A 22549-nucleotide genomic window follows, 5' to 3' on the forward strand; every position below is an offset into this window, starting at 1 on the left:
AGAGATCGCATGGTTAACGGCGTTTCCGGCACGACCGGCACCCCGACAACGACCCATACAAATACAACCGACACCGGCTCGACATCATCGAACAGCGACTACCTGACCTTTCTGCGCATGCTGACGACGCAGGTGCAGAATCAGGACCCGCTCGACCCGATGGACAGCTCGGATTTTGCGGCGCAGCTCGCGACATTTTCCGGCGTCGAGCAGCAGGTCCAGACCAACACCCTGCTGACCCAGTTGCTGCAATCCGTCGGCGGTGGGCAGTTGGGGCAATATGCCGACTGGATCGGCCGCGAGGTGCGCATCTCTGGCCCGGTCTGGTTCGATGGAGAGCCGGTGACTTTGGAAATCTCGCCCGACGCTTCGGCGGATGCATTGACGCTGGTCACTCTGGACAGTTCGGGCCGCGAGGTCGCGCGCGAAAGCATCGGCACCGGCGAAGGCGAGGTCGACTGGCAAGGACGCGATGCCGATGGCGAACCCTTGCCCGAGGGTTTCTACCAATTCCGGCTGGAATCGCTGCGCGATGGCGAGGTGATCGCGACGACGGATGTTCAGGCCTATTCCGAGGTGACAGGGGTCGAAACCTCGGCCGAGGGGGCGGTCCTTGTCCTGCGCGGCAATAGCGGGGTCTTTGCCGCTGACGTTACCGGTGTGCGCGAGGGGACCTGACGGCACCGAAGCTGAACTGCCGCACATCCCCACACTCGGCCAGTCGATAGCGGCGGGCAAAATGCAATCGGGCCGCCCGTCCTTGTGGGGATAGGCGGCCCGTTTGGTCAATCAATCGAGGGCACCGTTGGCGATGCCCGCGACCGTCAAGGATCAGCCGGCCAGAAGCGCCGCGTTGCCGCCCGCGGCGGTGGTGTCGACGCACAGATGGCGCTCATGCATGACATGGGCACGGTCGGGCATGGTGCAGATCAGGGGACGCAGCGCGCCCTCCATCCCGGCGAGCTTGCGGGCAATCTCGCGCGCCGTATCCACGTCGCCCCACCACAGCACCGCCGAGAAGTCGGGCTGCCCGGCAAGCACGGCCACCGTCGCACCGTCCGAAAGCTCGACGGCCTTGCCACCCAGCGCCTCGACTGCGGCGACCTGCGCCTTGCGGGCCTCGTTGCCCGGACCCATGCACAGCACCGGCGGACGCACCGTCAGATGCAGGCGGTTCAGCTCGCCGGTAGGGCCGGGCATGAACCGCTCGACCGACTGGCCATCGGCACGGGGCGCGGCACCGGCGGAAGCGGGCGCATAGAAGCGCTGCAGGTACAGCGGACCGCCAGCCTTGGGACCGGTGCCCGACAGCCCCTCGCCACCGAAGGGCTGAGAGCCGACGACCGCGCCGATCTGGTTGCGGTTGACATAGATGTTGCCGGCATGGATCGCCTCGGAGACCTCCTGCACGCGGGCATCGATCCGGGTGTGCAGGCCAAAGGTCAAACCATAGCCGCGCGCGTTGATCGCATCGACGACGGCAGGGATCTCACCGGCGGCAAAGGTCGCGACATGCAGGACCGGACCGAAGATCTCGCGCTCAAGATCGTCGATGCCGTTCACCGTCAGCATGGTCGGCGCAATGAAATGGCCGCCCTCGGGGGCCTTCAGCGCATAGGCGACGCGGCCGCGCTTCTGGCTCAGATAGGCACGGATGCCGTCCTGCGCCTCGGCGTCGATGACCGGGCCGACATCGGTCGTGACCGACCACGGGTTGCCGACGCGCAACTCATCCATCGCGCCCTTGATCATCTCGATCAGGTGCGGGGCGATGTCCTCTTGCACGTACAGGCAACGCAGCGCCGAGCAGCGCTGACCAGCCGAGCGGAAGGCCGAGTTGACCACATCGCGCACCGCCTGTTCCGGCAGCGCGGTCGAATCGACGATCATCGCGTTCAGACCGCCGGTTTCGGCGATCAGCGGCGTGCCCGGCTCCATATTGGCAGCCATGGCGCGGGCGATGATGCGGGCGGTGTCGGTCGAGCCGGTAAAGACCACGCCCTTGACCCTTGCATCCGAGGTCAGCGCCGCGCCGACCGAGGTGCCTTGCCCCGGCAACAGCTGCAGGCTGGCCGCGGGAACACCCGCCTCATGCAGCAGTCGGACAGCGATGGCGGCGATGACCGGGGTCTGCTCGGCGGGCTTCGCCAGAACCGCGTTCCCTGCCATCAGCGCAGCCGCAATCTGGCCGGTGAAGATCGCCAGCGGGAAGTTCCACGGGCTGATCGCCACGACCGCACCGCGCGGGGCGCGGTCCACGTTCTCACCCTCGGTCGCGTAGTAGCGCAGGAAGTCCACGGCCTCGCGCAGCTCACCCACCGCGTCGGGCACGGTCTTGCCAGCTTCGCGGGCAAGTGCCGCAAAGATCGGGCCGAAGTTATCTTCATACAGATCGGCGGCGCGGCGCAGCACCGCGGCGCGCTCGGCGGGGGCCGCGTCCCAGATCCGGGCGTCGGCAATGGCCTGCACGGCGGTCTTGGCATCGGCCTCAAGCACCTGCGCCACAACCTCGCCGGTTGCCGGGTTCAGCACCGCGACAGTCTCGCCAGTGGCGACCGAGACGGTGATCGGCGCGGCATCCGGCAGCGCCACGTCACGCGCCGCATCGATATGGGCCAGAACGGCCGGGTCGCTCAGGTCAAAGCCCTGCGAGTTCGGGCGGCCCTTGCCAAAGATCGCGTCCGGCGCAACCAGACTGGCCGGGGCACGGGCGGTGGCCAGAGCCGCGATCGGATCGGTCGCCACTTCCTCGGGCGAGATCGATTCGTCGACGATCTGGTTCACAAAGGACGAGTTCGCGCCGTTTTCCAGCAGGCGGCGGACCAGATAGGCCAGCAGGTCGCGATGCGCGCCGACCGGCGCATAGATGCGGCAGCGGCCCTTGTTCTCGCGCAGGACGATGTCATGCAGACGCTCGCCCATGCCATGCAGGCGCTGGAATTCGTATTCGATGCCCCCGGCCATTTCCAGAACGGCGGCGACGGTATGGGCATTGTGGGTGGCGAATTGCGGATAGATGCGGTCGGCATAGCCGATCAGCTTGCGCGCATTGGCGATGTAGCTGACATCCGTGCCCACTTTCGAGGTGAACAGCGGGAAGCCCGGCAGCCCCTCGACTTGAGCGCGCTTGATCTCGCTGTCCCAATAGGCGCCCTTGACCAGACGCACCATGATCTTGCGGTCCAGACGGGTCGCTAATTCGTAAAGCCAGTCGATGACCAGCCCGGCGCGCTTGCCATAGGCCTGCACGACAATGCCGAACCCGTCCCAGCCAGCCAGCGAGGGATCGGCCATCACGGCTTCGATCACCTTCATCGACAGGGCCAGACGGTCCTGCTCCTCGGCGTCGATATTCATGCCCATGCCAGCGGCCTTGGCCTGCTGGGCCAGCGTCAGGACGACCGGGACCAGCTCGGCCATGACGCGGGCTTCCTGCGCGACCTCGTAGCGGGGATGCAGCGCCGAGAGCTTGATCGAAATGCCCGGATTCATCTGCACCGAGCCCTTGTCGCAGGCTTTCGCAATGGCGCCGATGGCGTCGGAATAGTCGCGGGCATAGCGGGCAGCGTCACCGCCGGTCATCGCCGCTTCGCCCAGCATGTCGTAGCTATAGGTGAAGCCCTGCTTTTCGCGGGTCTTGGCGTTGTCCAGCGCCTTCACGATGGTCTCGCCCAGCACGAACTGGCGGCCCATTTCCTTCATCGCGCGGCCGACAGCGGCGCGGATCACCGGCTCACCCAGACGGCGGACGGCGCCGCGCAAGGTACCGGCAATGCCACCCTGATTGTCGTCCAGCACCTTGCCGGTCAGCATCAAGGCCCAGGTCGAGGCGTTGACCAGCGAGGAGGACGCCTCGCCCAGATGTTTGCCCCAGTCGGACGGCGCGATTTTGTCTTCGATCAGCGCGTCGATGGTGTCGCGGTCGGGCACGCGCAGCATGGCCTCGGCCAGACACATCAGGGCGACGCCCTCACGCGTGGACAGCCCGTATTCGGCCAGGAAATGCTCCATCATCGTGGGCTTGGCTTCGCTGCGGATGCGCGAGACCAGAAGCGCCGCGCGGGCGGTGATCGCGGCGCGGGCAGCCGGGTCCAGCGCCGTCTCGGCCACCAGCCGGTCCAGCAGCGCCTGTTCGGGCTGGAATTTGCTGTCGGGGCCAAGATCGGAAAGCTGGGTGGTGGGCATCGTGTTCTCCTGATTGTTGGCGGCTGGATACAGGCGAAGACGTGGACGATGTGACCAAATCGTGCTACATGACTAGCCGATCATAACATATTTCGGCAGCATTGCAGACCATGGAAGACATTCTGGACGCAACCAACGTCAAGATCCTGCGCGAACTCGTCGCCAATGCCCGGATTCCGATCACTGAACTGGCCCGCAAGGTCGGCCTGTCCAAGACCCCTGTGGCCTTGCGCATCAAGCAGATGGAGGAGATGGGCCTGATCACCGGCTACCGCGCGATCCTGTCGCCGCTGCAGCTGGGCCTGACCCATGTCACCTATGTCGAGGTGCGCCTGTCCGACACGCGGCAGAAGGCGCTGGAGGCCTTCAACGAGGCCGTCCGCGCCATCCCCGAGATCGAGGAATGCTACATGATCGCGGGCGGCTTCGACTATCTGCTGAAGGTGCGTTCAAAGGACATGGCGGGCTATCGCCGGATCATGGCCGAGAAGATCTCGGCCCTGCCCCATATGCATGCGACCACCAGCTATGTCTCGATGGAAGCGGTGGTCGAACAGAACTGGACCGAGCTTTAGGCCAAAAGCCGCGCGTCCAGCCCGGCCAGTTCGTCGTCGCTCAGGCTGATGCCTTCGGCCAGGGACCGGGCGCGGATGCGGTGGCGGCTTTGACCCGGCAGGCGTGCGCCCTGCCCCAGAATCGCCGCGAACAGCAGTTCCGCCTGCGCAAAGGGATCGCTGCGCCCGGCGGCGAAACGCTCGGGCGAAAACGCCAGCACCAATTCGCCATGACGCGGGGCCAGCGTCGTCGTGCCCAACGCCTCAAGCGCGCCCTGACTGGTCAGGTCGCCGATCATCACCCCTGCCAGCAACTCGATCATGGTCGAGATGGCCGAACCCTTATGCGCGCCAAAGGGCAGCATCGCACCGCCCAATGCTGCCTCGGGATCGGTGGTCGGCTGGCCTTCGGCGTCCAGCGCCCAACCGTCGGGCAGGGTCTCACCGGCGCGGCGTTTCAACTCGATCTCGCCGCGCGCGGCGACCGAGGTAGCGAAATCAAAGACATAGGGGACACCATCGGCGCGCGGCCAGCCAAAGGCGATCGGGTTCGTGCCCAGCAGCGGCCGCGTGCCCCCGGCGGGCGCGACGGTCGAATAGCTGGGGCACATGGACAGGCCCGCCAGCCCCTGTTCGGTCAGCGCCTCGACTTCGGGCCACAGGGCCGAGAAATGCACGCAATCGTTCAGGACCATCGCCGCCAGCCCCAGCTTGCGGGCGCGCTCGGCCAGATGCGGAAGACCGGCCTCGAAGGCGGCGGGGGAAAAGCCACCCTTGGCATCGACGCGGATCACCGCCGAGCCGTCATCGGCAACGACCGGCTGCGCATCGGGCACGACCTTGCCCGCCTGAAGCGTGCGGATGATGCCGTCGATGCGGTAGATGCCATGGGATTTCGCGCCGTCGCGCTCACCTGCACAGACGATGCGGGTCAGGGCGGCGGCGTGAAGCTGATCGAAACCGGCCTTGCGCAGGACCGCTTCGACGCGTTCCGACAGCTCTGCAAAAGAAATCACCGGCATTCCAAACTCCCATACAAGTTGCGGCACCTAAGCCGATTGCGACAAATCGCGCAAGTAGCCCACCCTTTGCCCCCTTTCGCCTTTGCGCTAAATATGGGCAAAGGGGGCCGCATGGATTTCAAATGGCTCGAAGATTTCATGACACTGGCGGAAACCCGCAGCTTTTCGCGTTCCGCGGAGCTGCGCGGGGTGACGCAAAGCGCCTTTTCGCGCCGCATCCGCGCGCTTGAGGAATGGATCGGGACTGATCTGCTGTCGCGTGACAGCTATCCGGTCAGCCTGACCCCCGAAGGCGTGCTGTTCCGCGAAACCGCCGAAGAGGCCGTGCGCATGCTGAACGCGCGCCGGATCGAGTTCCGCGAACATTCCCGCGCACGGGGGGCCGAGATATCTTTCCTGTCGCTGCATAGCCTGAGCGTCACGTTCCTGCCCGGCTGGCTGATGCGGCTGAAATCGGTGACCGGCCAGATGACCAGCCGCGTCAAACCCGAGAATTTCGACCGCTGCGTCGAGGCGCTGAGCGAAGGCGGTTACGATTTCTTCCTGACCTATTCCCATCCGCAGGTGAATATCCCGCTGGACCCGGAATGCTACCCGCATCTGGTCGTCGGTCAGGACAGCCTTGTCGCCGTCGCGCGTCCCGGCTGGCCGCGCGAATGGCTGACCGAGGGAATGCCCCTGCTGCAATATTCCCGCGGCTCGTTCCTGAACCAGATGACCCGGATCGCCCAGGGCCAACCCGGCGCCCCCCGCGTCTATGTCGCCCATATCGACGAGGCCTCGATGGCCGAGGCGATGAAAAGCATGGCTGTCGCCGGACATGGCGTGGTCTGGCTGCCCCGCCTGCTGGTCTCGGCCGAGATCGCGGCGGGCCGGCTTGAGGTCGTGGCCCCGGAACTGCCGATGGAAATCCGGCTTTACCGCAACCCCTCGCGCGGGCGCGGAATCACCGGCAAGGCATGGCAGGCCGCGGAGGGGTTGGGACAGAGTTATTCCGAAACGGAATAACCCAGCGCAACTTGGCATTGGATATTGCCCTCGGCGCTGCCTAGATCCCTGCCGCAAGGGGCGAAAATCCCTAAAAAAGCTGTTAATATCCAATTCCTGAAAACCTGCCTGGCCGGAGGGTCCCGCATGACGCGGGCCGATGCGGCATGCAGTCGAGGTAAACATGACAAAGACCCGCATCGAACACGATCTGCTTGGCGATCGCGAGATTCCCGCCGATGCCTATTGGGGCGTCCATACGCTGCGCGCGGTCGAGAATTTCCCGATCTCGGGTCGCAAGGTCGGCGAGATCCCCGAACTGGTCTGCGCACTGGCCGCGATCAAGCAAGCCGCCGCACTGGCCAATGCCGATCTGGGCCTGCTCTCGGCTGAGCGTCGCGACGCCATCGTCGCCGCCTGCGAGGAAATCCGCTCGGGCAAGCTGCATGATCAGTTCGTCGTCGACCAGATCCAGGGCGGCGCGGGCACGTCGACCAACATGAATGCCAACGAGGTCATCGCCAACCGCGCCCTCGAAATCATGGGTCACCAGAAGGGCGAGTTCAAATATCTGCACCCGAACGAACATGTGAACATGAGCCAGTCGACCAATGACGTCTATCCGACGTCGCTGCGTCTGGCCTCGTGGAAGGGTCTGCAGAAGCTGATCGCCCAGCTTGCCTCGCTGCGCGGTGCATTTGAGGTGAAAGGCGCCGAGTTCCAGGACATTCTGAAGATGGGTCGCACCCAGCTGCAGGAAGCCGTTCCGATGACCTTGGGTCAGGAATTCAACGCCTTCGCCATCACCATCGGCGAAGATGAGTTGCGCTTGGCCGAAGCCGCCCAGCTGATCTGCGAGATCAACCTTGGCGCCACCGCCATCGGCACCGGCATCACCGCCCACCCGGAATATGCCGAGCGCGTCCGCGCCCGTCTGGCCGAAATCACCGTGATCCCGGTCGTCACCGCCCCCGATCTGGTCGAAGCCACGCAGGACTGCGGCGCATTCGTGCAGACCTCGGGCGTGCTGAAGCGCGTCGCGGTCAAGATCTCGAAGATCTGCAACGACCTGCGGCTGCTGTCCTCGGGCCCGCGCGCCGGCTTCAATGAGATCAACCTGCCCGCCAAGCAGGCCGGTTCCTCGATCATGCCGGGCAAGGTCAACCCAGTCATCCCCGAGGTGATGAACCAGATCTGCTTCGAGGTCATCGGTAACGATGTCACCATCACCATGGCAGCCGAGGGTGGCCAGTTGCAGCTGAACGCCTTTGAGCCGGTCATCGCCTACAGCATGTTCCGTTCGGTCGACCATCTGGTCGCCGGTCTGGCGACGCTGGAACACAATTGCGTGCGCGGCATCACCGCCAATCGCGACGTGCTGAAGGAAACCGTGCGCCGTTCGATCGGTATCGTCACCGCGCTGAACCCCTATATCGGCTATGCAGCGGCGACCGAGGTCGCGACCGAGGCCCACCTGACCGGCCGTGGCGTCTATGAGCTGGTTCTGGAAAAGGGCCTGCTGCCCAAGGACCGTCTGGACGAAATCCTGCGCCCCGAGACCCTGACCCGCCCCGTCCTGTTCGTGGCGTAACCCCGTCCCCTGCCCCCAGGGGTCCAGCGGCCCCGGCTTTCAGCCGGGGTCGCTTTCTATTTCATCCAGTAGAAACGCCCGGAACTTGCGGATCGCGGGGCGGTTCTTGCGGCCCTGCGGATAGACCAGCCAATAGCCCCGCCCGTTTTGCGAGACCTGCGGAAAAGGCTGGATCAGGCTGCCCGTTGCCAGCTCATAGCGGAAAAAGCGCGGCGTCAGCAGCGCGACGCCATATCCGGCCAGCGCCGCCCGCGCCTCGTGCAGGTCGGTCGACAGCGTCAGCCCGGCGCGCGGCGGACAATCGGGATAATCCAGACCGGCTTCGCGCATCCAGACGCCCCAGTTCGGGTCGCTGGCATCCAGCAGCGGCATCCGCAGCAGATCGGCGGGATCGCGCAATTCGTGCTTCTTGGCCAGTTCCGGCGTCAGCATGGGCGTGTATTCGACATGCATCAGGAAATGCGCGGTCAGGCCCGGCCAGTCGCCATCCCCCGCCCGGATCGCCACGCTGACATCCTCTCGCGCGAAATCGACCAGATTGTCGCTGGTCTCCAGTCGCACGGCCAGATTGGGCTGCTGCATCTGGAACTTGCCCAGACGCGGCGACAGCCACGCCCCCGCCAACGTCGGCACGGTCGAGATCGACAGGGTTGACACAGCATCCGCCGAGGGTGCCGAATAGGTCTCGCGCAGCAGGTCAAAGGCCTCGATCGTCGGGCGGGCGAACAGTGCCCCGGTCTCGGTCATGGCGATCTCGCGCGTCTTGCGCAGGAACAAGGCGACGCCCAGCCGTTCCTCCAGCAAGCGGATCTGGTAGCTGACGGCGGCCTGCGTCATGCCCAGCTCCTCCGCGGCGCGGGTGAAACTCAGGTGACGGGCGACGGCCTCGAAGGCGCGCAATGCGGCAAGCGGCGGGATCGACATAAGGCGGCCTTATGGATGCGTGCTGAGGCTTTGTTGGTCAAAGCGCGCGAACAGTAGCACCTTGGAATTCCAACAACCACATTGCATTGCGAGGAAAAAGCAATGTTTGCCAGTGCTACGAACCGGCAGCCTCAAGGGCTTGCCGACCGGCTCCTGACGCTTATCGGCCTGCGGGAGCGGGATAAACCGACCCTATGTGTCAGCGAAACCGACCGCTTCGCTGCGCTGGATGATCCGGCGACGCGAAAGGCGTTGTCGGTTCTGCCACCCCATCTGTTGCGCGACATCGGGGTCAACACCCCCGACGACGGCCATCACGGCCAGCCGGTCGAGGGTGACGCCCTGCGCAAATACCTCTGGTAAGGGCTTATTTCAGCCCTTCGCAGAAACGGCGGATGCGGTCACACGCATCCGTCAGCACCTCATCCGAGGTCGCATAGGAAATGCGGTAATGCGGGCTAAGCCCGAAGGCCGCGCCAAAGACCACCGCCACGCCGGTTTCATCCAGCAGCGCCGTGGCAAAAGCCTCATCATCAGCAATCAGCGTGCCGCCAGCCGAGGTCTTGCCGATCAGATCGCGGATCGACGGATAGACATAGAAGGCCCCTTCCGGCACCGGGCAGGTGATGCCCGGGCAGGCGTTCAGCCCGGCCACCACCAGATCGCGGCGACGCTGGAACACGGCACGGCTGGTCTCCAGATAATCCTGCGGCCCCTCAAGTGCGGCCAGCGCCGCATATTGGCTGATCGAGGTCGGGTTCGAGGTCGATTGCGACTGCAGCTTGCCCATCGCCTTGATCAGCTCGACCGGACCCGCGCCATAGCCGATCCGCCAGCCGGTCATCGCATAGGATTTGCTGACCCCGTTCATGGTCAGGGTGCGGTCTTTCAACCCCGGCTCGACCTGCGCGGGGGTGACGAATTTGAAATCGTCGAAAACCAGATGCTCATAGATGTCATCGGTCAGCACCCAGACATGGGGATGACGCATCAGCACATCGGTCAGCCCGCGCATATGCGTTTCCGCGTAGCCCGCGCCCGTGGGGTTCGAGGGCGAGTTCAGGATCAGCCATTTCGTCTTGGGCGTGATCGCGGCCTCAAGCTGCTCGGGGGTGATGCGATAGCCATTCTCCATCGCGCCTTCGATCACGACCGGCGTGCCCCCGGCCAGCAGCACCATATCCGGGTAGCTGACCCAATAGGGCGCGGGGATGATGACCTCGTCGCCGGGGTTCAGCGTCGCCATCAGCGCGTTGTACAGGATTTGTTTGCCGCCGGTGCCGACGGTGATCTGGGCGGGGGTATAGTCCAGCCCGTTCTCGCGCCGGAACTTGTCGCAGATCGCGCGTTTCAGTTCCGGGATGCCGTCGACGGCGGTGTAGCGGGTATGGCCCTGATCGATGGCGGCCTTGCCTGCCTCGCGGATATGTTCGGGCGTGTCGAAATCGGGCTCACCGGCGGAAAGGCTGATGATGTCGCGACCCTCGGCGGCCAGTTCGCGGGCGCGGCCCGTGATGGCAATGGTGGGCGAGGGTTTGACGCGGGCGAGTGTCTGGGACAAAAGGCTCATCGAATTCATCCTGCGGCTGGGTTGCCTGAAGTCATAGGCGCGGCGCCGTGGACAGACAAGCCGGGGGCGACGGAATGGACGAGGCAAGGCTGAAAAGGCTGCAGATGCGCAGCTGGCGGCGCGGCATGAAAGAGATGGACCTGATCCTTGGCCCGTTCTCGGATACTGAACTGACCAAGCTTTCCCCCGAGGATCTGGACCTTTACGAGGTCCTGCTGAACGAAAACGATCAGGACCTGTATCCTTGGGTCACCGCGCGGATTTCGGGCGAGCATCCGGGGCCTGACGCGCTGGTCGCGCTGATCGACCGGATCGCGGGCTTTGCCACTGACCGGCTGACTCCTAAATCCTGAAAGTTTTATGCAATCTGGCGGATTTTTCGCGCGGATTAACCGGAGATTCGGAATTGTCCTTCAAGGTCGTCACAGAACAGACCTAGAACGGATGAACCGATGCCTCAGCCCCAGCACAGTCCGGTTCGGCCGGTGCCCGCCCTGCGGCCCGCGCCCGCCGTGGCGCGCACCGATGCCTATCTGGAAAGCCTGCAATTGCTTGAGCGGCTTCACCGGCTGCTTCAGGATATCATCAAGGACGAGTTCGAGCGGCTGGGCCGCGCCGATCTGACCCCGGTTCAGGCGCTGCTGATCTACAACCTTGGCGGCTCCGAGGTGACGGCGGGCGAACTGCGCACGCGCGGCATGTATCAGGGCTCGAATGTCAGCTACAACCTGAAGAAGCTGGTCGAGCTGGGCTATGTCAGTCATGAGCGCTGCGACATGGACCGCCGCGCGGTCCGGGTCCGCCTGACCCATGAGGGGCAAGAGGTCCGCGACCGCGTGACCGAGCTGTTCGCCCGCCATGCCGCCGGGTTGGCGATGTCAGGCGTGCTGGACGACCCGGCGATCGAGGAGGTGAACCTGCAATGGCGCCGGATCGAGCGCTACTGGCTGGAACAAATCCGCTACATCTATTGACGCGCGGGGTTGGCCCGCCGGTCCCCTGACCGGCAGGCCGGGCGCTTACCAGTGGCCGGTATTCGGCATGCTGGCCCAAGGCTCCTGCGGCGGCAGATGCCCGTCCTGCAGCAGTTCGATGGACACGTTGTCGGGGCTGCGGACAAAGGCCATGTGGCCGTCGCGCGGCGGGCGGTTGATGGTGATGCCCGCATCCATCAGCTTCTGGCACAGGTCGTAGATATTCTCGACGCGGTAGGCCAGATGGCCGAAATGGCGGCTGTCCGAGGGCAGGCCTTCGTCCCCGTCCCAGTTATAGGTCAGCTCGACCGGGCAGTCGGGCTGGTCGGGCGGAGCCATGAAGACCAGCGAGAAGCGGCCCTTGTCATTGTCGATGCGGCGAATCTCCTCAAGACCGAGCAGCCGATAGAAGGCCATCGACTTTTCCAGATCGAGGACGCGCACCATGGTATGCAGGTAGCGGATTGGCATAGCGGAACTCCCTTGCTTTCAGTGGGCAATTTGGCAGCTTGTCCGCCGTACGGCAACGGCGGGGCGGCGATGAAATATGCGGTCATCGGCGCGACCGCGCGCTGCATCCAATCACGTCAATCCATACCCCGCACCGTCGCTTTGGCAGAAATGACAGCCCGGCCAGATCAATCCCTGCGCCCGCGTTGACCTGCGGCTGCGGCTCGGCTCTTAATCCTCCCGGAGCAAAGAGGAGGGGAACATGGCCGTCATACTGGGTGCCATTGCGGATGATTTTACCGGCGCGACCGATCTGTGCAGCACATGGGTCAAGGCCGGGCTGCGCGTGGTGCAGATGATCGGCCTGCCCGCCACATCGGATCTGCCACCGGATACCGATGCCGTCGTGGTCGCGTTGAAATCCCGCACCATCCCGGCAGATGAGGCCGTGTCGCAATCGCTGGCCGCGCTGGAATGGCTGCAAGCCCTTGGCGTGCGGCAGGTGCTGTTCAAATATTGCTCGACCTTCGATTCGACGCCTGAGGGCAATATCGGACCGGTGACGGATGCGCTGCTGGATGCGATGGGGCTGGATTTCACCGTCGTCTCGCCCGCTTTCCCGGCGAATGGCCGCACCATCTACAAGGGCAACCTGTTCGTGGGCGACCTGCCCTTGGCGGAAAGCTCGATGAAGGATCATCCGCTGACGCCGATGCGTGATTCCAGCCTCATCCGGCTGATGCAGGCGCAATCGCGCGGCCGCGCCGGGCTGGTGCCGCTGCAGACCGTCCGGCAGGGCGCGGACGCCATCCGCGCCGGGTTCGACGATCTGCGCAAACAGGGGTTCCGTTACGGCGTGCCCGATGCGGTCGAGGATCAGGACATGCTGGCGCTTGGCCGGGCGCTGGACGGGATGGCGCTGGTCACCGGCGGCTCGGCAGTGGCGATGGGCCTGCCGCAGAACCTGCGTGACAGCGGTGCGCTGGGGGCGGCGGCGCGCCCGGCCTTGCCCAAGGCCGTCGGGAGGGCTGCGGTGCTGGCGGGCAGCTGCTCGGCGGCGACGCGCGGCCAGATCGCCCATGTCGCCCAGCTCTGGCCCAGCTACCGCGTCGATCTGGACCATATTGCCGCCGGCACCGATGTCGCGACCGAGGCGCTGGACTGGGCGCAGGCCCAAAGCGGCCCGATTCTGATCTATGGCTCATCGGACCCCGAGGAAGTCGCCGAAAACCAGCGCCGCTATGGGCGCATGCAGGCGGGCGAGATGATGGAGCGCGCCTTGGCCGCCATCGCCTGTGGGCTGGTCGACCGGGGCTTTGCCCGTCTGGTCGTGGCCGGGGGCGAGACCTCGGGCGCGGTGATCTCGGCCCTGGGCGTCGACCGCCTTGCCATCGGTCCCGAAGTCAGCCCCGGCGTGCCGTGGTGCGGGGCGAAAGGCATGGGCCGCGATCTGGCGCTGTGCCTGAAATCGGGAAATTTCGGCGGGCCCGACATGTTCCCCCGCGCGCTGGAGATGCTGGATGTCTGAGACGAAACAACGCGACGACATCGCCCGGCTGGCGAAATCGCTGTTCGAGCGCGGCCTGACCTTTGGTTCATCGGGGAATATCTCGGTCCGGGTCGAGGATGGCTGGCTGATGACGCCGACCGGCTCCAGCATGGGGGCGATCGACCCGGCGCGGATCTCGCGGCTTGATCTGGCGGGGAACCTGATCTCGGGGGACAAGCCGACCAAGGAAAGCTTCCTGCACATGGCGATGTATCGCCAGCGCCCGCGCGCCGGGGCCATCGTGCATCTGCATTCGACTCACTCCGTCGCGGTCAGTTGCCTGCAATGCGCTGACCCCCGCGACGTGCTGCCACCCCTGACCGCCTATTACGTGATGCGAGTCGGCCGCCTGCCGCTGATCCCCTATTTCGCGCCCGGAGACATGGATCTGGCCCGCGCGGTCGAGGAAATGGCCTCGGATCATCACGCGGTGTTGCTGGCAAACCACGGCCCGGTGGTCGCAGGCAAGACGCTGGAAGATGCGGTTTACGCCACCGAAGAGCTTGAAGAGACAGCAAAGCTTTTTCTGGCGCTGCGCGGCATGCAGACCCGCCCGCTGACCCCCGATCAAGTGCGCGATCTGGAAGCGCGTTTTCCGCGCGATTTTTGATGTGGACGGGCGCAGGATGCGGGGCTAGAAGCGCCCCCCGCGACTGCTGAATACCCCTGTGGTCAAAATCAAGGCCCTGCAACTGCGGGCCTTGAATGGGCTTATCCGCACAACCCCGCGCGGAATCACCCGACAGCTTGCCTAACGTCGAGTTCTGCGTTTGGACCACAAGATATGGGTAGCGAAGCACGTTCGTTGTCTATATACTGGGAAAACGCGCTGACGAGACGATGCGATTCCGGGCAAAAATCCGGACGCCCTTCAGGCGCGAATGCAACTGTAAGTAGTTCGCGATTGACTGGTTCCCGCGTGGTTTCCCGCAGGATGACCGGTCATCACCGCTGCAAGCAGGAACGTGACAGGACAAAACGAGGGACCACAATGAGCATCACCGTCTATTCCAAACCCGCATGTGTTCAGTGCACCGCGACGACGCGCGCGCTTGATGCCCGCGGGCTGGCCTATGACGTCGTGGACCTGACCGAGGACGAAGCCGCCATGCAGATGGTGACGCAGCTTGGCTACCGTCAGGCACCCGTCGTAATCGCTGGCGACGACCATTGGGCGGGCTTCCGCCCTGACATGATCGGCCGCCTTTCCTGATTGGCCATGGGCGGGCTGGTCTATTTCTCCTCCGCCTCGGGCAATACCGCGCGCTTCGTCGCGCGGCTGGGCCTGCAGGCGGACAGAATCCCGGTCTCGCCCGCTGACGCGATGCCGGAGCCTGCCGCTCCGTTCGTACTGATCTGCCCGACCTATGCCGATGGCGAAGGTCGGGGCGCCGTGCCGAAACAGGTCATCCACTTCCTGAACGACCCGACCCGCCGCGAGTTGCTTTGTGGGGTCATCGCCGCCGGGAACCGGAACTTCGGCACGACCTTTGCCCTTGCGGGCAAAGTCATATCTGACAAATGCAACGTCCCCCTGCTCTATCGATTCGAGCTGGCCGGGACAGAAACCGACATCGCCCGCGTATTGGCCGGGCTGGACAAATTCTGGGGGACAGAATGCTTGACGATGGCGTAAAGGCCGAGCTCGATTATCACGCGCTGAACGCGATGCTGAACCTTTACGATGGTGAGGGCCGCATCCGCTTTGACGCGGACCGCAAGGCTGCACATCAGTATTTCCTGCAGCATGTGAACCAGAACACCGTCTTCTTCCACTCGCTGGACGAGAAGCTCGATTACCTGGTCGAAGAGGACTATTACGAGCCCGAGGTGCTGGACCAGTATTCCAAGAATTTCCAGCGCATGATCTGGGAAGCCGCCTTCAAGCGCAAGTTCCGCTTCCCGACCTTCCTGGGCGCGTTCAAGTATTACACCAGCTACACGCTGAAGACCCGCGACGGTCAGCGCTATCTTGAGCGCTACGAGGACCGCGTGGTCATGGTCTCGCTGGCGCTGGCCCGTGGCGACGAGAAGCTGGCGATGAGCTTCATGGAAGAGATCCTCTCGGGCCGTTTCCAGCCCGCGACACCGACCTTCCTGAACGCTGGCAAGAAGTCGCGCGGCGAGCTGATTTCCTGCTTCCTGCTGCGTCTGGAAGACAACATGGAATCGATCGGGCGGTCGATCAACTCGGCGCTGCAGCTGTCCAAACGCGGCGGCGGCGTCGCCCTGATGCTGACCAACCTGCGCGAGGCCGGTGCCCCGATCAAAGGGATCGAGAACCAGTCCTCGGGCGTCATTCCGGTGATGAAACTGCTGGAAGACAGCTTCAGCTACGCCAACCAGCTTGGCGCACGTCAAGGCGCGGGCGCGGTCTATCTGAACGCACACCACCCCGATATCCTGCGCTTCCTTGATACCAAGCGCGAGAACGCCGACGAGAAAATCCGCATCAAGACGCTGTCCTTGGGCGTGGTCATTCCCGACGTGACCTTTGAATTGGCCAAGAAGAACGAGGACATGTATCTGTTCTCGCCGCATGACGTGGAAAAGGTCTATGGCGTGCCCTTCTCGGAGATTTCGGTCACCGAGAAATATGCCGAGATGGTCGATGACAAGCGCATCAAGAAGCGCAAGATCAACGCGCGCGAGTTCTTCCAGACCATCGCCGAGATCCAGTTCGAATCCGGCTATCCCTACATCATGTTCGAAGACACGGTGAACAAGGCGAACCCGGTCCATGGGCGCATCACCATGTCGAACCTGTGCTCGGAAATCCTGCAGGTGAACGAGGCTTCCGAGTTCAACGAGGATCTGAGCTACTCGCATCTGGGCACGGATATTTCCTGCAACCTTGGTTCGCTGAACATCGCGGCAACCATGGACGGGCCGGATTTCGGCGCGACCGTCGAGGCCGCAATCCGCGCGCTGACCGCAGTTTCGGAAATGTCCTCGATCGAGTCGGTGCCCTCGATCCGGCGCGGCAATGACGAGGCCCATGCCGTGGGTCTTGGCCAGATGAACCTGCATGGCTTCCTTGCCCGCGAGCGCATCCATTACGGCTCGCCCGAGGGTGTCGAGTTCACCAGCGTTTACTTCGCTGCCGTCGCCTATCACGCGATCCGCGCCTCCAACCTGCTGGCGCAGGAACATGGCTCGACCTTCAAGGATTTCGACAAGTCGAAATATGCCGATGGGTCGTTCTTCGAGAAATACACCTCGCGCGACTGGCTGCCGGTCTCGGCGGATGTGGTGCGGGTGTTTGAGGGCGTGACCCTGCCCACGCGCGCGGATTGGGAGGCGCTGAAGGCCCAAGTCATGGCGCACGGGCTGTACAACCGCAACCTGCAGGCGGTGCCGCCGACCGGCTCGATCAGCTATATCAACAACTCGACCAGCTCGATCCATCCGATCGTCGCCAAGATCGAGATCCGCAAGGAAGGCAAGATCGGCCGCGTCTATTACCCGGCGGCGTTCATGTCGAACGAGAACCTGGAATATTACCGCGACGCCTATGAGATCGGCCCCGACGCGATCATCGACACCTATGCGGCGGCGACCGAGCATGTCGATCAGGGCCTGTCGCTGACGCTGTTCTTCCCGGCCGAGGCCACCACCCGCGACATCAACCGCGCCCAGATCTATGCGTGGAAGAAGGGCATCAAGACGATCTACTACATCCGCCTGCGCCAGACCGCGCTGGAGGGAACCGAAGTGCAGGGCTGCGTCTCCTGCAGCCTGTAACCCGCGTCGTTGGCGGGGGGCTGTCTGCCCCCCGCACCCCCCGAGGATATTTGAACAAGAAAGAAAGGTTCTTCGGATGAAGGATCATGTGACGCGGACGCCCTTGCGCGCCATCAACTGGAACCGGCTGGATGACGAGAAGGACCTTGAGGTCTGGAACCGCCTGACCGTCAACTTCTGGCTGCCCGAGAAGGTGCCGCTGTCGAATGACGTGCAAAGCTGGGCCACGCTTCGCCCCGAAGAGCGCGAGTTGACCATCCGGGTTTTCACCGGGCTGACGCTGCTGGACACGATCCAGAACACCATCGGCGCGCCCTCGCTGATGCCCGATGCGCAGACGCCGCATGAAGAAGCGGTGCTGTCCAATATATCGTTCATGGAAGCCGTCCATGCGCGCAGCTATTCGTCGATTTTTTCGACTTTGTGCCTGACCAAGGAGGTCGATGAGGCCTTCCGCTGGTCCGAGGAAAACCCGCATCTGCAAGCCAAGGCGCGGCTGATCCTTGACGAATACAAGGCGGATTCCGATCCGCTGAAGCGCAAGATCGCCAGCGTGTTCCTGGAAAGCTTCCTGTTCTATTCGGGCTTCTACCTGCCGATGTATTGGTCTTCGCGCGCGAAGCTCACCAACACCGCCGACCTGATCCGCCTGATCATCCGGGATGAGGCGGTGCACGGCTATTACATCGGCTACAAGTTCCAGCGCGCCGCCGAGAAGCTGTCGGCTGAAAAGCAGCAGGAGCTGAAGGATTTCGCCTTCTCGCTGATCTTCGACCTGTACGACATCGAGCAGAAATACACCGCCGAGCTTTACGACGGGATCGGACTGACCGAGGACGTGAAGGCCTTCCTGCATTACAACGCCAACAAGGCGCTGCAGAATCTGGGCTATGAGGCGCTGTTCCCGCCCGCGGCCTGCGAGGTCAACCCGGCGATCATGGCAGCTTTGTCGCCCGACAGCGAGAACCACGACTTCTTCAGCGGCTCGGGCTCGTCCTATGTGATCGGCAAGGCCGTCGCGACCGAAGACGAAGACTGGGATTTCTGATCCTGACGCCCGCCACCCGGCGGGCGTTTCCTTTTCCGCGGGCCGGGTTAAGCTGCCGCAGCGAAAGGAGCCGCCATGACCCAGATCACCCTGCTTGCAGGCCGCGTTGCGCCCTTGCCCGGATCGGACCGGCTAAGTGGCATCGACAAGCGCCCGGTCGACCGCCCGCTGATGCTGGGCCATCAGGGGTTTCAGGGCGATGAGCAGGCCGATCTGCGCGTGCATGGCGGGGTGGAAAAGGCCGTGCATCACTATCCCCTCGACCATTACGCGGCATGGCGCGCCGATCTGGGGCCGCTACCCCTGCTGGACGCGCCGGGGGCCTTTGGCGAGAATGTCTCGACCCTTGGCCTGACCGAGGCGGATGTCGCGGTGGGCGATATTTTCCGGCTGGGCGGCGCGCTGGTTCAGGTCAGTCAGGGACGGCAGCCCTGCTGGAAGCTGACCCAGCGGCTTGGCGTCGCGGACATGGCGCGGCGCGTACAGGGGACCGGGCGCACCGGCTGGTATTACCGGGTACTTGAACCGGGGATGGTTGCACCGGGGGACCGGACTCTGCGGATCGACCGGATCGCCCCGGAATGGACGCTGCGCCGGATCTGGCATGCATTCTACATCGACCGTCTGAATCCCGAGGAGTTGCGGGGCATCGCCGCGCTGGAGGTTCTGGCCGAAGGCTGGCGGCGCCATGCCCTGCGTCGGCTGGAAAGTGGCCGGGTCGAGGATTGGACCAAACGGCTGGAGGGCAGCGCATGATCCCACCCTTGGTGATCTCGATCCAAAGTCAGGTGGTGCTGGGCCATGTCGGGAACTCGGCCGCCGTCTTTCCGATGCAAGCGGCGGGGCTGGAAGTCGCGCAGATCCCCACCGTCGTCTTCTCGAACACGCCCGACTACCCGACCCTGCGCGGGCGCGCGATGCCTGCCGATTTCTTTGCCGATCTGCTGCGTGGCGCGTGGGAACGTGGCCTGCCGCAACGCGCGGCCTATATCGTCACCGGCTATATCGGCTCGGTCGAGGTGGCGGGGCTGGTCGCGGAATTCGTTGCCCGCGCCAAGGCGGAAAATCCGGCGTTGGTCTATCTGTGCGACCCGGTGATGGGGGATGATGCGCCGGGGCTTTACGTCCCCGAGGCGATCGCGGCGGTGCTCAAGGATGGGCTGCTGCCGCTGGCCGACATCGCCTCGCCCAATCCGTTCGAAATCGGCTACCTGACCGGGCGTCAGATCGCGGTGCTGGATGACCTGCCCCGCGCCTTTGCCGATCTGCGCATGGCGCCGGGCGCGCGGTTGATCGCGACGGGCTGCCAGTTGCAGGACACCCCCGAGGGGATGTTGGAAAGCGTGGTGTTGGGGCCGGACGGCCTGTCGCGCCATCCGGTCCCGCGCTTGCCCGTGGCGATGGCCGGGACCGGCGATCTGTTCGCCGGGCTGATCACGGCGGCGCTGGGGCGGGGCCGCGATCTGGCCCAAGCGGTCGAGTTCGCGCAAGCGCAGACCTCGCGCGCATTGGCCCGTGCCGCGAGCCTCGGCGCGAAAGAGGTGGTCCTGTCCGACCCCGACTTCCGCGCCGCGCTGCTGACGCTTTAGTTCTTACGCAGCGCGTTCAGCAGCGCCGCGCCGAAGGCACCGGGTTCATCCTTGGGTGCGGGTTTCGCTGATGTCGCACCGCGCGCAGGGGCGGATTTGGGGTTGCGTTCGGCTTGGGCATCGCGGGCCGAGGTTCCGCCATCCTTGCGCATGGTCAGGCCGATGCGCTTGCGAGGCACGTCCACCTCGGTCACGCGGACGCGGACCACGTCGCCGACCTTCACCACCTCATTGGGGTCTTTCACGAAACGGTCGGCCAGTTGGCTGATATGGACCAGCCCGTCCTGATGAACGCCGATATCGACGAAGGCGCCAAAGGCCGCGACATTGGTCACCGTGCCTTCCAGCGACATGCCGGGTTTCAGGTCCTTGATGTCCTCGACCCCCTCGGCAAAGCTGGCGGTGACAAAGCTGGGGCGCGGGTCGCGGCCGGGCTTTTCCAGTTCGGACAGGATGTCGCGAATGGTGGGCAGGCCGAAACTGTCATCGACGAATTGTTCGGCCCGGATGCCCTTCAGCGCCGCGCCGTCGCCCATGATCTGGCGAATGTCGCGCCCGCAGGCGGCGACGATCTTGCGGGCGACGCCGTAAGCCTCGGGGTGGACGGATGAGGCATCCAGCGGCTCCTTGCCGTCGCGGATGCGCAGGAAGCCCGCGCATTGCTCGAACGCGCGCGGACCAAGACCAGCCACCTTTTTCAGCGCCGCGCGCGAGGCGAAGGCCCCTTCGCTGTCACGATGCGCGACGATGTTTTGCGCCAGCGACGGGCCAAGGCCTGCGACATGGGCCAGAAGCGGCGCAGAGGCCGTGTTCAGATCGACGCCAACCGCGTTCACCGCATCCTCGACCACGGCCTCCAGCGTCTTCATCAATTGGCGCTGATCGACGTCATGCTGATATTGGCCAACGCCGATCGCCTCGGGCGGCACCTTGACCAGTTCGGCCAGCGGATCCTGCAAGCGCCGTGCAATCGAGACCGCACCGCGCAGCGACACGTCCAGATCCGGGAATTCCTTCGCCGCCAGTTCCGAGGCCGAATAGACCGAGGCCCCGGCTTCGCTGACGATGACCTTGACCGGCACCTTCATCCCCGCGGGCAGGCGTTTGAGGACATCGGCCACCATGCGCTCGGTCTCGCGGCTGGCAGTACCGTTGCCGATGGCGATCAGTTCGATCTTGTGGCGGACAATCGCGGCGGCCAGCGCCGCCTCGGCCCCGCGCAGGTCGTTCTTGGGCTGGAACGGGTACAGGGTCGCGGTCTCGATCACCTTGCCGGTCGCATCGACGGCGGCCAGCTTGACCCCGGTGCGGATGCCCGGATCAAGCCCGATGGTCGCGCGCGGCCCGGCGGGCGAGGCCAGCAGCAGGTCCTTGAGGTTGCGGGCAAAGACCCGGATCGCCTCGGCATGGGCGCGGGTCCGCAGCTCGGTCAGCAGGTCGATATACATGGTGTTCGACAGCCGCACCCGCCATGCCCAGCCCGCGACCTTGCGCAGCCATTGATCGCCCGGACCGTCGCCCAGACGACCCAGGGTCGCGGCGACGATCCCTTCGGCGCGGGCATCGCCGGTCTCGGGTTCGGGGGCGATCTCGATGGTCAGGATCTCTTCCTTGGCGGCGCGCAGGATGGCCAAAGCGCGGTGGCCGGGAATGACGGACCATTTCTCGGCATGGTCGAAATAGTCGCTGAATTTCGCGCCCTCGGTTTCCTTGCCGGGGACGACCTTGGCGGCAATGCGACCCTCGGTCTGCATGAATTCGCGCAGGCGACCCAGCATCGGGGCGTTTTCCGACAGTTCCTCGACCAGAATATCGCGCGCGCCATCCAGCGCGGCTTTCTGATCGGCGACATTCTCGGACAGGTAGGATTGCGCCAGCGCCACTGGATCGGCACCGCGATTGTCCTGAATCGCGCGCAGCAAGGGCTCCAGCCCGTTTTCCCGCGCGATCATCGCCTTGGTGCGGCGCTTGGGCTTGTAGGGCAGATAGATATCCTCAAGCGTGGCCTTGGTTTCGGCCCCGGCGATGCTGCGGGCCAGATCCTCGGTCAGCTTGCCCTGCCCCTTGATCTGCTCAAGGATCGCGGCGCGGCGGGCTTCCAGCTCGCGCAGATAGGCCAGACGTTCGGCCAGCGTGCGCAACTGCGTGTCGTCCAGACCGCCGGTGACTTCCTTGCGGTAGCGGGCGACGAAGGGCACGGTGGCGCCGCCGTCCAACAGCCCGGTCGCGGCACTGACCTGCCCCGGCGACGCGTTGATTTCACTGGCAATCTTGCGCGCGATACGTTCGGTCGTGTCCATGGCAGGCTCCGTCTGTTCAGGCTGCCGTCATACCCCGGACGCCTGCGAGGGCCAAGCCTTTC

21 protein-coding genes are annotated in these 22549 nt (G+C 64.6%); 15 read left to right on the forward strand and 6 right to left on the reverse strand.

Annotation, left to right across the window (positions count from 1 at the left end):
• The first annotated feature begins 9 nt into the window (after positions 1–9).
• Positions 10–678, forward strand: a complete 669-nt coding sequence (locus GL300_RS02540) for a flagellar hook capping FlgD N-terminal domain-containing protein (RefSeq protein ID WP_155037990.1) — start codon at positions 10–12, stop codon at positions 676–678.
• A gap of 153 nt (positions 679–831) precedes the next feature.
• Here GL300_RS02540 and putA read toward each other — a convergent pair whose 3' ends face one another.
• The gene (gene putA / locus GL300_RS02545) at positions 832–4185 is read right to left on the reverse strand and encodes a bifunctional proline dehydrogenase/L-glutamate gamma-semialdehyde dehydrogenase PutA (protein ID WP_155037991.1); all 3354 of its coding nucleotides are present in this window, start codon (positions 4183–4185) and stop codon (positions 832–834) included.
• A 110-nt stretch (positions 4186–4295) separates the two neighbouring features.
• Between putA and GL300_RS02550 the strand changes: the two genes are divergently transcribed.
• Complete coding sequence (locus tag GL300_RS02550; RefSeq protein ID WP_155037992.1) at positions 4296–4760, forward strand: Lrp/AsnC family transcriptional regulator; 465 nt, start codon at positions 4296–4298, stop codon at positions 4758–4760.
• Here GL300_RS02550 and GL300_RS02555 read toward each other — a convergent pair.
• Entirely contained in the window at positions 4757–5761 is a 1005-nt protein-coding gene (locus GL300_RS02555; RefSeq protein ID WP_155037993.1) for an Ldh family oxidoreductase, read from the reverse strand. The genes GL300_RS02550 and GL300_RS02555 overlap by 4 nt on opposite strands.
• A 111-nt stretch (positions 5762–5872) precedes the next feature.
• Here GL300_RS02555 and GL300_RS02560 point away from each other — a divergent pair, with 111 nt between their 5' ends.
• Together GL300_RS02560 and aspA are read left to right on the forward strand one after the other, a co-directional pair.
• On the forward strand, positions 5873–6769 hold the full coding sequence (locus tag GL300_RS02560; protein ID WP_155037994.1) for a LysR family transcriptional regulator: 897 nt from the start codon (positions 5873–5875) through the stop codon (positions 6767–6769).
• Between the two features lie 163 nt (positions 6770–6932).
• The gene (gene aspA, locus GL300_RS02565; protein ID WP_155037995.1) at positions 6933–8339 is read left to right on the forward strand and encodes an aspartate ammonia-lyase; all 1407 of its coding nucleotides are present in this window, start codon (positions 6933–6935) and stop codon (positions 8337–8339) included.
• Positions 8340–8378: 39 nt separating this feature from the next.
• Here the strand turns inward: aspA and GL300_RS02570 are convergent, their stop codons facing one another.
• The gene (locus GL300_RS02570; RefSeq protein ID WP_155037996.1) at positions 8379–9263 is read right to left on the reverse strand and encodes a LysR substrate-binding domain-containing protein; all 885 of its coding nucleotides are present in this window, start codon (positions 9261–9263) and stop codon (positions 8379–8381) included.
• 102 nt (positions 9264–9365) lie between these two features.
• Here GL300_RS02570 and GL300_RS02575 point away from each other — a divergent pair, with 102 nt between their 5' ends.
• Positions 9366–9626: a DUF1127 domain-containing protein gene (locus GL300_RS02575; protein ID WP_155037997.1), complete on the forward strand. Its 261-nt coding sequence runs from the start codon at positions 9366–9368 to the stop codon at positions 9624–9626.
• 4 nt (positions 9627–9630) lie between these two features.
• Here the strand turns inward: GL300_RS02575 and GL300_RS02580 are convergent, their stop codons facing one another.
• Entirely contained in the window at positions 9631–10833 is a 1203-nt protein-coding gene (locus tag GL300_RS02580; protein ID WP_155037998.1) for a pyridoxal phosphate-dependent aminotransferase, read from the reverse strand.
• Positions 10834–10937: 104 nt separating this feature from the next.
• Here GL300_RS02580 and GL300_RS02585 point away from each other — a divergent pair, with 104 nt between their 5' ends.
• Positions 10938–11186, forward strand: a complete 249-nt coding sequence (locus tag GL300_RS02585) for a succinate dehydrogenase assembly factor 2 (protein WP_370576830.1) — start codon at positions 10938–10940, stop codon at positions 11184–11186.
• Positions 11187–11285: 99 nt separating this feature from the next.
• On the forward strand, positions 11286–11807 hold the full coding sequence (locus tag GL300_RS02590; RefSeq protein ID WP_155037999.1) for a MarR family winged helix-turn-helix transcriptional regulator: 522 nt from the start codon (positions 11286–11288) through the stop codon (positions 11805–11807).
• A 45-nt stretch (positions 11808–11852) separates the two neighbouring features.
• Here the strand turns inward: GL300_RS02590 and GL300_RS02595 are convergent, their stop codons facing one another.
• Positions 11853–12278: a VOC family protein gene (locus GL300_RS02595; protein ID WP_155038000.1), complete on the reverse strand. Its 426-nt coding sequence runs from the start codon at positions 12276–12278 to the stop codon at positions 11853–11855.
• A gap of 241 nt (positions 12279–12519) precedes the next feature.
• Between GL300_RS02595 and otnK the strand changes: the two genes are divergently transcribed.
• The 8 genes from otnK to pdxY all read left to right on the forward strand — a co-directional run bounded on the left by otnK (position 12520) and on the right by pdxY (position 20187).
• Positions 12520–13785, forward strand: a complete 1266-nt coding sequence (gene otnK, locus GL300_RS02600; RefSeq protein WP_155038001.1) for a 3-oxo-tetronate kinase — start codon at positions 12520–12522, stop codon at positions 13783–13785.
• The gene (gene otnC / locus GL300_RS02605) at positions 13778–14416 is read left to right on the forward strand and encodes a 3-oxo-tetronate 4-phosphate decarboxylase (RefSeq protein WP_155038002.1); all 639 of its coding nucleotides are present in this window, start codon (positions 13778–13780) and stop codon (positions 14414–14416) included. Before otnK ends, otnC begins: the two co-directional genes overlap by 8 nt.
• 381 nt (positions 14417–14797) lie before the next feature.
• Entirely contained in the window at positions 14798–15019 is a 222-nt protein-coding gene (gene nrdH / locus GL300_RS02610; RefSeq protein WP_155038003.1) for a glutaredoxin-like protein NrdH, read from the forward strand.
• Between the two features lie 6 nt (positions 15020–15025).
• Complete coding sequence (nrdI, locus tag GL300_RS02615; RefSeq protein ID WP_155038004.1) at positions 15026–15442, forward strand: class Ib ribonucleoside-diphosphate reductase assembly flavoprotein NrdI; 417 nt, start codon at positions 15026–15028, stop codon at positions 15440–15442.
• The gene (nrdE, locus tag GL300_RS02620) at positions 15424–17550 is read left to right on the forward strand and encodes a class 1b ribonucleoside-diphosphate reductase subunit alpha (RefSeq protein ID WP_155038005.1); all 2127 of its coding nucleotides are present in this window, start codon (positions 15424–15426) and stop codon (positions 17548–17550) included. Before nrdI ends, nrdE begins: the two co-directional genes overlap by 19 nt.
• A gap of 76 nt (positions 17551–17626) precedes the next feature.
• Positions 17627–18598 (forward strand): class 1b ribonucleoside-diphosphate reductase subunit beta, encoded by a 972-nt coding sequence (nrdF, locus tag GL300_RS02625; protein WP_155038006.1) that lies wholly within the window; start codon positions 17627–17629, stop codon positions 18596–18598.
• A 75-nt stretch (positions 18599–18673) separates the two neighbouring features.
• Positions 18674–19354, forward strand: a complete 681-nt coding sequence (locus GL300_RS02630) for an MOSC domain-containing protein (RefSeq protein ID WP_155038007.1) — start codon at positions 18674–18676, stop codon at positions 19352–19354.
• Positions 19351–20187 carry a pyridoxal kinase gene (pdxY, locus tag GL300_RS02635; protein WP_155038008.1) on the forward strand — a complete coding sequence of 279 codons (837 nt, stop codon included), beginning with the start codon at positions 19351–19353 and terminating at the stop codon, positions 20185–20187. The genes GL300_RS02630 and pdxY overlap by 4 nt, the downstream gene beginning before the upstream one ends.
• On the opposite strand, the gene GL300_RS02640 is transcribed toward pdxY, so the two are convergent.
• Positions 20184–22487 carry a Tex family protein gene (locus tag GL300_RS02640; protein ID WP_155038009.1) on the reverse strand — a complete coding sequence of 768 codons (2304 nt, stop codon included), beginning with the start codon at positions 22485–22487 and terminating at the stop codon, positions 20184–20186. The two genes, pdxY and GL300_RS02640, sit on opposite strands and share 4 nt — an antisense overlap.
• Positions 22488–22549 lie beyond the last annotated feature (62 nt).

Origin of the sequence: Paracoccus litorisediminis, assembly GCF_009711205.1 — a bacterium.
Taxonomy (GTDB): domain Bacteria; phylum Pseudomonadota; class Alphaproteobacteria; order Rhodobacterales; family Rhodobacteraceae; genus Paracoccus; species Paracoccus litorisediminis.